This window comes from Mesorhizobium sp. M1A.F.Ca.IN.020.04.1.1 (genome assembly GCF_003997315.1).
Classification (GTDB): domain Bacteria; phylum Pseudomonadota; class Alphaproteobacteria; order Rhizobiales; family Rhizobiaceae; genus Mesorhizobium.
Map to the genome: position 1 here is coordinate 1 of NZ_RZSN01000175.1, position 11,932 is coordinate 11,932.

Sequence of the window (11,932 nt, forward strand, 5' to 3'; positions counted from 1 at the left end):
CACAACATTGATGAAATCGTTTGTTTCGATGAAAGGCATCCACACTTTGGATAGTTGACCACGCGTTTCAAAGATCGTGAACTACATCTCGTCGTTGTGCTCGACGCACTTCCGACAAGTAACCTCACGGGCGCGGCATGCAGGATCCGAGCCCAGCCGGTCATGAGTGCGGCCTTGCCGGGTCGGGCGATAGGCAGTCATGCCCTTCCTGCGGGTCAAGCACTCCGAAAAAACATTTCCCCCATAAATGCTAGATCTTCCGCTGCCTTTTCGCGTCACAGGCCGTCAAACGTCCGGCCGTTCACAACAGTGATCCGGCAAGTGTTTGGCTGCGCGAGACGATGCTGCAGGGAGTCGTCCTGCATGGCACTTCGCTATGATGCTGCGGTGCCGTCTAACGGCGCCTCGTGTTTGAACACACTGAACGGCCACCGCGATCAAAATCGATGGTTCGAGGACCGTTGATCATCACCCTGCCAGCCTCGATCTTGTTTGCCGCCACGAGAGCGACACAGAGACTGCTGGTGAAGATGCCCGCCTGCCCGCTATGTTCCGGATGGTTGACCATCCCGGATGGACCCATCGAGGGTGTCAAGGCGAGCATGAGCACAGGCGCGAACAGTTCACGGGCAGGCGCGACGGTGGCCGCAAAGCAACGTCGCGCCAGCATGCGATCTCAGCAGGATCGGCACCATCCTGTCAGGGAGCAATGCGAGTGGCTGGCTTAGCCGCTGCGACGCTGCCCGGCATCGATGACGAGGACCTGGCGCCGTGCGAGGAGCAAGAGTAGACGGATAGTATGCGCGGGAGTGGCGACCGACCACCTTGTTTCTAAGGCAGACTGAAAGCGGCTCTTACCGGGCGGCTACGCTGTTTCAGAGACTGGGGCGTCGTGCACATCCAGCCGATACTCTTTGTTGCGGATTGCGAACCGATTGCATTGCCGCAGTTACTGGCATCATGTTAACGCGTCGGACGGCGACATTGGCGAGCACGGTTTTGTGGCCGCAGTTGACAAAGCCCATAAGTTCTAGATGCTGCGTGCTAGAATAGATGTTTGAAATCGCAGGGAGTTTCTGATGTCCAACCTTAAGGAAACTGAGGCAACCCAGGCAGCAGGCGAGGTGCCCGTGAAGGAACAGACACCCGATATAAAGGCGCCGAAGACGCGGAAGCGGACCGCGCAGCGCGCAGGTGCTATACGAACCAGAGCCGCCAGCTCGGCTCTTCAGGCGTCTTCATCTAAAGCGATCGCTTCGCCTACAGTCCGGGCAGCGCGGAGAAATTACTCTGAGAACGAGCGTGCCCAGAAGCTCGGCGAGATCGAGAAGCAGATCGGACGGGGAGAGAGTATCAAGGCAGCCGTTCAGAACGCTGGAATATCGGAACAGACGTACTATCACTGGAAAAGGGCTGCTGGGCAGACAACACAGAGCGATGAGCTCAAGGATCTTGTGAAGCTTGAAGAAGAGAACGCCCGTCTGAAGAAGCTCCTCGCTGACCGGCTCCGGAAAGAAAACGCCGAGCTCAGGAAAAAGCTCGGGCTTGCTTGAGCCCTTTGCCGCCATAGGCAAAAAGCCGAGGGGCGACTGACCTGAGCTCCAAGGTGACCTTCCTTTCTTCCTGTGACACAGCGAACAGCGTCGCGCCCAGCAGCCGATACTGGCGCAACGAGCTGTTTCGACCTGAGACCGGGCAGCCGGCAACTGAAGACGTTCTTGACGAACGCGCCCAGCCGCTCCCGCCGCCAGTGGTGATCGAGCTGGAGGTCGCCGGCAAGGTGCGGCTGCGGATTCCACTGACCACGCCGCCAACACTGGCAGCGGCGATGGTGAAGGCGCGGGGCGTTTCATGATCCCGGTCCCGAGCCAGGTGCGGATCTGGTTGGCGGTGGGCCGGACCGATATGCGTCGCGGAATGCAGCGTCTCGCTCTGCAGGTTCAGGAGACATTGGGCCGGGATCCGCATTTATGCGTCGGGCGAGATTATGTGGCGGAGCCGCCCTGACCCCTTCGGACCGGCCAAACCCAGCTTGCCTCCGCCACATAAACATTCAGATGGAGTTCAGCAGTTGCAGAACGGAGTCATTTGGTCGGAAACGCACGCCGTGATCGCCGGTGACGCCCGCCTTCTCGAGTCCATTGCGCATCATCTCTACATCCGCTGTGGCATAGCGGTGGGTCGTGGCGACCCGTGCATGCCCGAGCCAGGCTTGGATCGTCAAAAGGTCCAGGCCGGACTGGAGAAGCTTCATGGCGAGGGAGTGCCGGAAGATGTGCGGCGATATGGGCTTGTCGGCCAAAGCCGGTCTGGTAGGCCCGGCGCTCGTTGCGGGCGCCGAGGAATATCGGTCGCGGCTCGTGATGGGCGATCCCGCGCTCGCTCAACAAGGATGTCAGCGCCCGCAGCCGGGTCCTTAGCAATGGGGACGACGCGGTCTCTACGCCCTTTGCCGCGCAGCAGCACTTGTGGGTGCGGCCGCTCCAACTGAAGGTCGTTTGCGTTGACGCCGGTGGCTTCGGAGGCCCGGGCGCCGGTTCGTGCCAAGAAAGAGCAGAAAGGCTCGGTCGCGCCGACCACGGGGCGTCTTTGGATCTGGCGCCGCGATGAGGGTGTCCACTTCGGCCGTGGTGAGGTGGTACGTCACGTCAATGTGCGTCCGTTTAATGGGAATCGTCAGCACGCGTTGGGCGACGCCGAAGGATGCCGGGTCGGCGGCAGCGACGTGGCGGAAGAAAGATCGGATCGCGGCCAAGCGGGCGTTGCGCGTGGTGACGGAATTGTTCCGCTTCTCCTCGAGTTCGTCGAGAAAAGCGAGAACGAGATCTCGATCAGCTCTTCGAGCGCCAACGCCCCCGGCTTCTTCCGCAATCGGGCGGCGGCAAAGAGGATCAGCATGCGCAAGGCATCGCGATAGCTGGCCACGGTCGCGGGAGTCGCATTGCGCTGCTTCGTCAGGCGCCGGCGGAAATAGGACTCCAGGAGCGGCGCTAGGAGTAGGTGTTAACTCATGCTGCTCCTTGAGCGCGCCGCCATCGAGTGCCACCTCGGCTTGATCAATCAGATCAACGAGGCGTTGACGGTGGTCGAGGCGGATATCGCGGTGGTGCCCACTAGGATCCGACAATCCGTCGCCTGATGACGTTGCCTCCGACGTCACCGTGGGTGCGAACGTTGCCGCGGCAATCGGCAACATTCGGCGCTTCAGCGATCCACAGAGGCTTGTCGCCTACCTTGGCTTCTTCCGAGCGTGCGGCAGTCGGTGAGGGACCGGCCTATCATGGCCGCATCACGAAGCACGTCTCCTGAATCGAAACCTCTATCCGATCGACGAACGCCTCAAGTCTCGCAGGCGAGCAAGGCCGGGCGGGTCCAGATGTAGTAGGTATCCTAATCATCGCCGAGCGTGTTTAGCTTGGGTCGCGCAGAAAGGTGGATGGCGTGAGCGCGCTGAGATGGATCGCCATTTGGACTAAACGACGGGACGGCTGACTGGTATGCGCGTTCAATTGATCTGGCGCCTTAAATGCAGGAAGGCTTCGCGGCCGGTACGAGGCGCATCCCTCCTCCGAAGCAGCACGCCCAAGTATCATCACAAGCCCCGAGCGCTCGCGTTCGGCGATGTCCAATTTCCGACAATGTCGGAATACAGTCAGATCTGCTGGATTGACTTTAAATGGTTTTCTCATTTGGCACAGCGCATGCTGGTTATCCGCAAACACGTGACCGACCAACAAGAAGTCGCATGATCACCTCACCAAAACATACAGCCGCGGAACAATCACTTGGCCCGAACTTGCTTATCGCCCTCCCCGTCACCACAACCGGAGCCATCCATGTCTGACGGGCTGCCCAGGATACCTACTGCGACCGCGCTTGCCCGGTGACGACCGCTCCGGCTCCGCCCGTTACCGACGAGGCAAAGTGACGGATTTCCTGCTTTTCAACGACATGGAGGTGGTTGTCATTCCCGCTGGGGGACAGACTCGGCCTGTTCAAGGCATTGCGCGAAGGCGGCAAGATGACGGCCACCCGTGCGCGAACTCAAGGAGCGCAGCCTGTATCGTGTATCAGGCAAATAGGCCGTCGGTCAGTGACCTTGACACAGGGGACATGCGCAAGGTCCTGAAGTTTGATGTAGCGATAGAAGGGTGCCAATGACAACAATAGCTTACAGGAACGGAACCATGGCTGGCGACGGCCGAGCCTTGGGTTTTGACTCAGTATCCGTCGGTGAGAAAACGAAGGTGTTTCGCTTATGCGACGGCACACTCATCGGCGTTTCCTCTTCGTCCTTGGGTATTCCAAAGGCCGTTCGAGACTGGGTTGAGAAGGGCATGGATGTTTCTGATATTCCTGTGCCGCGCAACGACGACAATTTTGAATTTGAGGCGCTGATAGTGCGCAAAAATGGGGAAGCCGTATTGTTGGACGGCAATTGGCTGCCAAGTGATCCCGTGAAAGGTGAATATTATGCCATCGGGAGCGGCAAGCAGTATGCTTTGGCCGCGCTGGTTTTGGGCAAGTCAGCTAAGGAAAGCGTCGAAGTTGCCGCGAAACTCGACGTTTGGACTGGTGGCACAGTCACTGCCATAACTCACTAAACCCGCCTTTCGGCGGGAGTGTGACAGTGCGAGCGTGGAAGTAGGGCGCCACCCCGGGGCACGTCGAGCCCTGTCATCTGCTTGCGTTGTTGGACATGTGAGCTGGTCCATAAGCGCGCGAAAGCGTCCAGTTGTGGCCAAAAGCACGATTTGCGACAGAACCGGCCCGCTTCTATGAGTATGGGCCGCTTTTTGCGGCCAGCGTGCTTGCCATCCTGCCGCCAGTGGCCGTCGCCTTCTTCTTCCAAGGTTACCTCGTCATGAAGTAGAGCACCACGATCTTGTCGGAGAAATCGGAAAGGCGGACGGCCCTTCCGTCCGCGTCGGCCAGTTCGAAAGGCGGCGCGGCCTGCTCGTCGATCGCCTGGAAGAACCTCTCCGCGCTGTCCCTCATCTTGTCGAGATCGGCGCCCGGATGGTGGGCCAGCGCGGAGGTCGCGAGGATCAGCGCCAGAAATTGAATCGCAAGCGACGGTTTCGCTTTCATGGACAATGCATTCCGGTTGGGGGCGTTCGAGGGGTCCGCGGCTAGGATTGGTCTCACTGTGTCTGCTCCCGCTCCCGGCGGCTCATCTGCCTGATAGGCGCGTTCCCGCTCGGGCCATGTGCTTTTGATGAAGGCCAGAACGGCCCGGATCTCCTCGTCGGTGAGGACATTCCCGAAGCCCGGCATGTCGCTCTGGTAGCCGCCGCCGACGACCGCGGCCGGTCCCGGCGCCGGCATGCGTCCCGAAGGCAGCGGGCTTTCCAATCGCGCTGACCTTCGCCTGGCTAAAACCGTCTTGCCTAGCGCTATCGCCGCGGCCGGGGCGCCGCCACCGGCCATCCAGTTGGCGAGCCAAGGCAATGTCCAGACCAATCCGAGGCCTGCCGCGGCCACGCATCGATAAGAGGACCGACGCCCTTCTCCTTTGCCGCCGCTGGAGAACAGGTACTTGATCAGCGCGGCCGTCCCGAGGACGAGCACGACGACGACAAGCAGCCACACCAGGCCCATGCCGAACATCATCATGCCGCTCATGCATTCCATCATCGAAGCCTCCTATTCCGTGGCGTAGACGCCGCCGGTCCCGTCAGACTTCCGGATTTCGAGAATCTCGAAGGGCGCTTCCTTCGTGCCACTCATGCCGGGGGAGCCCATCGGCATGCCGGGCAGCGTCATGCCCTTTGATGTCGGGCCGCTCGGTCAAGAGCTTGTTGACCGTGCCGACCGGCACATGGCCGCTCACCACATAGCCGTCGATGAACGAGAGAAGGCAGCCATCGGCTTCCGGCGGAATGCCCTCTTCGCGGCTCATGGCGAAAAGGTCGTGCGTCGGCCTTGACGGTGACAGCGAAGCCGTTTCCTGCAAATAGCCGGCATAACCTTCGCAGCAGCCGCATTGCGGGTTCTTGTAGAGCGTGACGTCCTTTCGCCGGCGAACGCCGGAGCGGCGCCTGACAGGATCGAGGCGAGGACAAGAGCTATCAGGGTATTGGACATTTTTGCTTCTCCTTCGGCTTGTGGACTGGTCAGGCGACCGGCCGCCTGGTGTTCGAGAACGTGGCAGTGGAACATCCAATTGCCGGGATTGTCGGCGACGAAGGCGATGTCGACCTTCTCGCGCGGCGAAACCAGCGCCGTGTCCTGCCATTCGCGACGTGGGGTGGGCTGGCCGTTGCGGGAAATCACCCGGAAGGAATGGCCGTGCAGATGGATCGGATCATGCCACGCGGTTGCGTTGGTCGTGGCGATGACGTGGCTCTTATTCCGCAAGAGCGTCAGCCCCGGCTTCATGTCGTGATTGGCCTCGTCGGCGGCGACGCCGTTGATGAACCAGGCGGTGCCGGAATTTATCGTCCTGCATCATGCGCCCGGACCCATGCTTTCACCCATGTCCTGCGCGACCATCTCGCCCATCATGCCGCCGGTGAAGACGACTTCGTTGCGGGACGCTGTATCGAGGTCCGGCTCCGGCAGCGGAATGGTCGGCAGGGTCAGCGGCCAATCAGGCACACGTGCCCTAAGCGGAGTGTCGGAATAAACAAGATCGACGAGCTCATATTCCAGCCCCTCGTAGAACTGGTCGAAGATCGAAAGCCGGCTGCCCGGCTTGCCCGTCATGTCGAGGATCAGATCGGTGCGCATTGCGGGACCCAGCACCACCCGCCTCCGGCGCGTGTGGCGTCACCGGCTGGCCGTCGAGCGCGATGACGGCCGGCCTGAAAACCCGTGAAGTCGGGACTGAAGATGCGTGCATTGGCGGCGTTGATCAGCCGCAGCCGGATGCGCTCGCCCTTTCTGACCGCAAAGGTATCCGGCACGCGGCCATTGATGGTAACCGTGTTGCCGACGCGGCCATTGTGGTGAATGTCGTGCCGGTTGCCGAAATCCTCGCTGATTGCGCCAGATTTCGTCAGCCCTCAGTCACCGAGCATCCAGGTCACCTCGCGATCGGCCCGCACCGCCTTCGGTTCCTCGATGATCAGCGGACCATAAAGTCCGCGCCCGACCTGTTCGAAGCTCCGCTGGTGCGGGTGATACCAGCAGATGCCGACGTCGACGGCGTCGAACTCGTAGACGAAGCGCTCGCCCGCTCCAATCGGCTTCTGCGTGAGGTGAGGCACGCCATCCATGGCATGTGGCACACGCACGCGATGCCAGTGCACGGTCGTTTTCTCGGCAAGGCCGTTCTCTACCTCGACCCGCACGCGCTCGCCCTGACGGACCCGGATTTCCGGGCCTGGAACGGGCCTTCGGCGCGCAATCGAGCCCGGTTCACCCGGCCCAATGGCGTCCACTTTGGGGGCGCATGCACTGCAGACCCGCTGGACCTGATCCGGGAGAGAATGGGCGCGGCGATTGGAATAGCTATGAAAGCGCATCGGACCGTGGAACTGCGCGCGCAGACTTTCGGAGGAAGGCTCGCTTTTAAGCGTTATCGTGCAACTCTGACCGTTCTTCGCCTTGGCGGGTGCCGCGGAAGAATCCCGGGTTCTGCGAGCGCTCCGAGAACACCTGCGGTCGATCCTGTACCACAATCTCGCGAAGCTCGATGCTCTCTACAAACGATGTCTTGGATTCTCACGCCCTTATTTCAGCACTTCGCTCGCTTGCCCGACTCGGCCGCGGTCAGCCTTCACCGCCAATTTTATTGGCGCAGCGACGTTCCTATCGGGTCAGGCGAAGCTTCTTGAACCTGCCGCTCTCTCGTTGCCCTGGCACGATTAATCGTCCTCTCAGTCTCGTGATTGGCGGAGTCGCTCCTGAGGCGCGCGCCGGCGAGTTCGAGGAGCGCGTGGCTATCTCCTCGGTCCAGCCGGATTCCGCTGCGCGCTCAGCCAATTCCTGGAAGGCCGATTCCAAGGCGAGCTGGCATTGAAGGCCGCGGTCCGGATGGTCGACTGGGCAGCTTGGTTCCACGATCGCAATGCTTGATCGCTTCATTGCAGGCCATGGGCTCTCGCCCTCTCCTTTTGCCACACGAGGCGCCAGCTCACGTGTTGTTGTTGGCGTGCGCCCCGGCAACCGCTTTCACCAGCCGCTCCAGCGATCCCGCGCGCTCCAGCTCCGCAAAGAATGATGCGGCGTGACGCTACCCAGCCGGTGCTTCTCGGCCAATTTGCACACATAGGGATAGTCGACCATGAAATCGGATCGAGGCGAGGCGTTGGACGTTTCAGTCTTGGTCTGAATGCCGCCGCCCACGAGCCGATCGGCCTTCTCGATGATTTGGCGCACCCTCGTTGTCGACAAGCCATGTTCCTGAGCCAGGTCGGCGAAACTCTTGCCCTTCAGAAAGCCGTCGACCAGGGCTATGTTCCTATCGACGGTCGGCTAAATCCCAGCAGGCGCGCAGTTTTCCAGCATCATTCCGTTTGTTCATCCGCTTGTCCGCGCCCCCTGCAAATCCTACCGGGCCAAATCGGTGCTTGGAAGACCCACTCATGTCATGGCCTCGGGAAAGTACCAGGCCGACGGTCATGTGAATACGAAAGATGCTGGCGATCACCATGATCGTTGGTGACCGCTGACCTCCCGAATGTCGGCTTCGACGGCACACCGGGAGCTCTCGGCAATGTTGAATAATTCCGTTTGAAGATGGTTGACTTCGTCGTCGAGGCTCGATCCATCAGGATCGGTATCGACGATTCTATATTTGAGGAACCCAAATTCGTTTGACTCGCGCAATTCGCTGTACGGCGTATCATCGCAAGCGCGGGATTGCGACATCCTGCGAAGTGCCCGCGTTGCTGGAATCGATTTTGCGGAAGTAAAAAGGCCCCGGCGCTGGGTCGGCGCGCAGGGCCTTCAGGCATGTACGAGCTACCAGCATGTCCAGTTATGATCGTGCGCTATCATAATGAACAAACGGTGAATGATCGCTATCCGAGGTGCAGGGCGGGCGAGATGGTGGGGCGGTGGGGGACCTGTACCGCTGCAGCGGGGCCACGAGCAGCGACTCGAGCCATGCGCCACGCTGCAGGACCTCGATTTCGGGCCAAGCCTCGAGCCCGCAACTCGCCTTGCTTCTCGGAAATCATAAGGCTTTGTGGGGCGGTTAAGCAGCGCGATATGGCCGCGGCGATACGAAGTTTTCATCTTTACCCTGTTCAGACGGTCAGGCTGCCTTCGCCGCCGGCTTGGCTGCCTTGACACGGGTTATACTGCGGCGACCGTCGACGACGATCGGAACGTCACCGTCAACCGTAGCGCGACGCACAACCCGGTGCTGGTCGCCATAGTCGTTGACCGCATAATGCTGGGTAGCACGGTTGTCCCAGATAGCGACGTCGCTTACTTGCCAGCGCCACCGCACGGTATTTTCCGGGGCAGTGACGTAGGACTGGAACACCTCGTAGAGTTTGGCGGAATCGCTCTTGGAAAGGCCGACGAGGCGCTGCACGAAATTGCCGAGCAGCAGCGACTTCTCCCCGGTTTCGGGATGGACGCGCACGACCGGATGCTCGGTCTCGTAGATCGTCGATGTGAAGACTTCCTCGAAGTGCCTCTTCTCTTCGGCTGTGGCGCGCGGGCGCACGGCTGCGTAGTCGTAGGCATTGCTATGAATAGCCCACAGATTGTCCGCCAATATTTTGAGCGGCGCCGGCAGATTCTCGTACGCGGCGTGCGTGTTGGACCAGATCGTGTCGCCCCCCGCCGCCGGAATGACGACGCCACGTAGGACCGAGAATTTCGGATAGGCATCGACGAAAGTCACATCGGTATGCCACTGGTCTGCCCTGCCACCGCCACGGCCGGAATCGAGATTGAGGATTGAGGCCGTGCCGGCTGCCGGCCCCTGCGTGGGATGAGGTACAAGGTTACCCAGACGCCGCGCGAACAATTCCTGCTCCGCATCGTCGAGGTGCTCCTGGCCGCGGAAGAAGATCACCTTGTGTTTTAGAAGAAGCTGGTTGATGGCTGCTATCGCTGCGTCCGAAAGGTCTCCGCCAAGGCGAACGCCTCTGATTTCAGCTCCGACACGGCTGGTCAGCGGTACAACGTCGGAGTCAAGAATGGTCCGGTTGACAAGGACTGGATTGCTCATGGGTTCTCCTGTTTGATCTTGAAAGGGATAGCAAGTCACATCCGGCCAGCGGATGTCCGCGCTGCGTTGAAAAGTCTCATCGCTAGTCGACAGAGCTATCGAACAGGATAATTGACGTAAACTATAGAAAGAATGTTCTAATTTAAACTGGCTCGACGAAAGAGCAGTCTCCGTTGCTCCGGTCTCGGTGTTGAGTTCTCTAAGGCTGCGCCACACCTTGGTCCCCACGCCGGCATATGATCTCATTGTGCAGCCCCGTGCTCGCACGCCCCGTACTGGCGAAACTAATTGCAAGCTGCTGCAACACGCCCCCCTGGCGGCCTGCACCGAAACGACGACAGGGGTGCATCTGATTAGCCGTGAACCCAGGTCTCAAAAACCATCCGGCGTGACGAGCGGACGCACCGCACGTGTGACACCCGCCTTGTGGGGCAGGGTTGCCTTTCTCAATCCCGGCGTTGGTCGACGTCCCAATGAGCAGCAAGCTATTATCGGCCGCCGAATCTTAGTGGCTTCGTCGAGAGCCTCAATCAACCAAGCGGCGAAAGCCTCGCTAGAGTCTCGCCCGCCTGTCGCTATGAAGCAGTTGCAGGCAGCGCTGCTTCAGGCGCATGAACTCGCCCGATGCAATGATTTCCGTTGCCCTGGGTCTTTCGAAGGGCACTGTTTCGATTCCCTTCTTCTTCGGCGCGCTGCTTGATGCCGACATACGGTTTCTTGACCTGCCGCCTGAACGGCTGCCGAAGCGGGTCCCCCGCCAGCGACCCCGACAATCCACTGTTCCGCAACTGCTGAAGAGCCGACTGCGCTCGCATCCCGATGCTGCGCAACGGCACTATGCCGACATTCTGGAGACCGCAGCCGCATGAGCCTCGAGATGTTCCGCCGACCGTCGACAAAGGCGTCCTCTCGCCTGCGTCCGCCATTTGCGTCAGTGCTCGATCTGATTGGGGAGACGCCGGTCGTCGAACTGAAGAGCTTCGATACCGGCAGGTGTCGTCTCTTCGTCAAGCTCGAAAGCCAGAATCCCGGCGGATCGATCAAGGATCGCATTGCGTTGTCGATGATCGTTAATGCCGAACAGCGTGGCCAGCTCGCGCGGGGCGGTACAATCATCGAAGCGACCGCTGGCAACACAGAGCTCGGCCTGGCCTTCTGGCGGCACGAAGCGCGTGATCGCGTGTCCAAAAGCTGACAGCGTCAGACAAATGTCAGGTTCATTACAACCAACATCTGGGCACTGTCGAGGTTTTTCGAAGCAATGGGCGCTAACTGCGCGCTGAGCGCGTTGGCATGGTTTTTGAGACTGAGTGACTGTGACTGCACTCAATGGGGCAAGACGAGCGATCCGCTCCTCCCTGAACCCGTGTGCCGTCTCTGAGAGGAAACCAGCTCGTGCAGAAACCTTTGGAAATAGCTTTGGACCGCAACGTGGTATTGCAGATGGAGTCCCCGGCTCCTTCGATTAAAGTCGAGAACTGGCTGCGTGGCGAGCCCCTCACCAGCTTTGAGCCCGGCAAAGTGTGCATAGTCGAATTTTGGGCAACTTGGTGCGGCCCATGTGTGGACGGGATGCCCCATCTGATCCAGCTGCAGGAGAAATACAAGGACAACGGCGTTGAGATCGTCGGAGTCGCGGCTTCTGAAGACGCTCCAACGGCCGACGAGGCCCGAAGCACGTTGGACGCTTGGTTGACCGAAAAATTCCCGAATCTGAACTATCGGATCGCATTCGACTCCACAGGCGAAATGGACAAGCTTTGGATGGAGCCCAGCTTTTCTTACGGGGTCCCGACC

Annotated in this window: 17 protein-coding genes and 2 pseudogenes; 10 read left to right on the forward strand and 9 right to left on the reverse strand. The window is 60.1% G+C overall.

Annotated features, from left to right (window positions below; genetic code table 11):
• The first annotated feature begins 1,079 nt into the window (after positions 1 to 1,079).
• The 3 genes from EOA49_RS26045 to tnpB are packed head-to-tail and all read left to right on the forward strand — an operon-like array spanning position 1,080 to position 2,007.
• Positions 1,080 to 1,553, forward strand: coding sequence for a transposase (locus tag EOA49_RS26045; RefSeq protein ID WP_029356640.1), 474 nt, complete (start codon positions 1,080 to 1,082; stop codon positions 1,551 to 1,553).
• Positions 1,554 to 1,606: 53 nt separating this feature from the next.
• Complete coding sequence (locus EOA49_RS33675) at positions 1,607 to 1,855, forward strand: transposase (RefSeq protein ID WP_236372571.1); 249 nt, start codon at positions 1,607 to 1,609, stop codon at positions 1,853 to 1,855.
• The gene (gene tnpB, locus EOA49_RS34015) at positions 1,852 to 2,007 is read left to right on the forward strand and encodes an IS66 family insertion sequence element accessory protein TnpB (protein ID WP_084831567.1); all 156 of its coding nucleotides are present in this window, start codon (positions 1,852 to 1,854) and stop codon (positions 2,005 to 2,007) included. The genes EOA49_RS33675 and tnpB overlap by 4 nt, the downstream gene beginning before the upstream one ends.
• Positions 2,008 to 2,053: 46 nt before the next feature.
• Here tnpB and EOA49_RS33685 read toward each other — a convergent pair whose 3' ends face one another.
• Positions 2,054 to 2,254: a hypothetical protein gene (locus tag EOA49_RS33685; protein WP_245460801.1), complete on the reverse strand. Its 201-nt coding sequence runs from the start codon at positions 2,252 to 2,254 to the stop codon at positions 2,054 to 2,056.
• Between the two features lie 249 nt (positions 2,255 to 2,503).
• Between EOA49_RS33685 and EOA49_RS33690 the strand changes: the two genes are divergently transcribed.
• The 3 genes from EOA49_RS33690 to EOA49_RS26065 all read left to right on the forward strand — a co-directional run bounded on the left by EOA49_RS33690 (position 2,504) and on the right by EOA49_RS26065 (position 4,604).
• Entirely contained in the window at positions 2,504 to 2,917 is a 414-nt protein-coding gene (locus tag EOA49_RS33690) for a hypothetical protein (RefSeq protein WP_236372576.1), read from the forward strand.
• 93 nt (positions 2,918 to 3,010) lie between these two features.
• Complete coding sequence (locus EOA49_RS34020) at positions 3,011 to 3,139, forward strand: hypothetical protein (RefSeq protein ID WP_259980032.1); 129 nt, start codon at positions 3,011 to 3,013, stop codon at positions 3,137 to 3,139.
• A 1,048-nt stretch (positions 3,140 to 4,187) separates the two neighbouring features.
• Positions 4,188 to 4,604 carry a hypothetical protein gene (locus tag EOA49_RS26065; protein ID WP_063169404.1) on the forward strand — a complete coding sequence of 139 codons (417 nt, stop codon included), beginning with the start codon at positions 4,188 to 4,190 and terminating at the stop codon, positions 4,602 to 4,604.
• A gap of 250 nt (positions 4,605 to 4,854) precedes the next feature.
• On the opposite strand, the gene EOA49_RS34145 is transcribed toward EOA49_RS26065, so the two are convergent.
• From EOA49_RS34145 to EOA49_RS33715, 6 genes and pseudogenes are all read right to left on the reverse strand, one after another.
• The gene (locus EOA49_RS34145; protein ID WP_236372577.1) at positions 4,855 to 5,091 is read right to left on the reverse strand and encodes a redoxin domain-containing protein; all 237 of its coding nucleotides are present in this window, start codon (positions 5,089 to 5,091) and stop codon (positions 4,855 to 4,857) included.
• 53 nt (positions 5,092 to 5,144) lie between these two features.
• Positions 5,145 to 5,463 (reverse strand): annotated as a pseudogene (locus EOA49_RS34030) (hypothetical protein).
• A gap of 214 nt (positions 5,464 to 5,677) precedes the next feature.
• Complete coding sequence (locus EOA49_RS33700) at positions 5,678 to 5,902, reverse strand: DUF411 domain-containing protein (protein ID WP_236372580.1); 225 nt, start codon at positions 5,900 to 5,902, stop codon at positions 5,678 to 5,680.
• Positions 5,899 to 6,381 carry a multicopper oxidase domain-containing protein gene (locus EOA49_RS33705; RefSeq protein ID WP_245460803.1) on the reverse strand — a complete coding sequence of 161 codons (483 nt, stop codon included), beginning with the start codon at positions 6,379 to 6,381 and terminating at the stop codon, positions 5,899 to 5,901. The genes EOA49_RS33700 and EOA49_RS33705 overlap by 4 nt, the downstream gene beginning before the upstream one ends.
• A gap of 69 nt (positions 6,382 to 6,450) precedes the next feature.
• Positions 6,451 to 6,747, reverse strand: coding sequence for a hypothetical protein (locus EOA49_RS33710; RefSeq protein ID WP_236473614.1), 297 nt, complete (start codon positions 6,745 to 6,747; stop codon positions 6,451 to 6,453).
• A 260-nt stretch (positions 6,748 to 7,007) separates the two neighbouring features.
• The gene (locus EOA49_RS33715; RefSeq protein ID WP_236473615.1) at positions 7,008 to 7,295 is read right to left on the reverse strand and encodes a multicopper oxidase domain-containing protein; all 288 of its coding nucleotides are present in this window, start codon (positions 7,293 to 7,295) and stop codon (positions 7,008 to 7,010) included.
• 482 nt (positions 7,296 to 7,777) lie between these two features.
• Between EOA49_RS33715 and EOA49_RS33720 the strand changes: the two genes are divergently transcribed.
• On the forward strand, positions 7,778 to 7,966 hold the full coding sequence (locus tag EOA49_RS33720) for a hypothetical protein (protein WP_158302651.1): 189 nt from the start codon (positions 7,778 to 7,780) through the stop codon (positions 7,964 to 7,966).
• A 152-nt stretch (positions 7,967 to 8,118) separates the two neighbouring features.
• Here EOA49_RS33720 and EOA49_RS33725 read toward each other — a convergent pair whose 3' ends face one another.
• Positions 8,119 to 8,325: a hypothetical protein gene (locus tag EOA49_RS33725; RefSeq protein ID WP_164547116.1), complete on the reverse strand. Its 207-nt coding sequence runs from the start codon at positions 8,323 to 8,325 to the stop codon at positions 8,119 to 8,121.
• A gap of 880 nt (positions 8,326 to 9,205) precedes the next feature.
• Positions 9,206 to 10,135 carry a TauD/TfdA family dioxygenase gene (locus tag EOA49_RS26100; RefSeq protein ID WP_127240679.1) on the reverse strand — a complete coding sequence of 310 codons (930 nt, stop codon included), beginning with the start codon at positions 10,133 to 10,135 and terminating at the stop codon, positions 9,206 to 9,208.
• A gap of 611 nt (positions 10,136 to 10,746) precedes the next feature.
• On the opposite strand from EOA49_RS26100, the gene EOA49_RS26105 reads away from it, so the two are divergent.
• The 3 genes and pseudogenes from EOA49_RS26105 to EOA49_RS26115 all read left to right on the forward strand — a co-directional run.
• On the forward strand, positions 10,747 to 11,004 hold the full coding sequence (locus EOA49_RS26105) for a hypothetical protein (protein WP_127240680.1): 258 nt from the start codon (positions 10,747 to 10,749) through the stop codon (positions 11,002 to 11,004).
• Between the two features lie 8 nt (positions 11,005 to 11,012).
• Positions 11,013 to 11,288: pseudogene (locus EOA49_RS26110) on the forward strand (pyridoxal-phosphate dependent enzyme); the annotation flags it as partial.
• A gap of 278 nt (positions 11,289 to 11,566) precedes the next feature.
• A partial coding sequence (locus EOA49_RS26115) for a TlpA disulfide reductase family protein (RefSeq protein WP_245460804.1) occupies positions 11,567 to 11,932 on the forward strand: 366 nt, incomplete at its 3' end.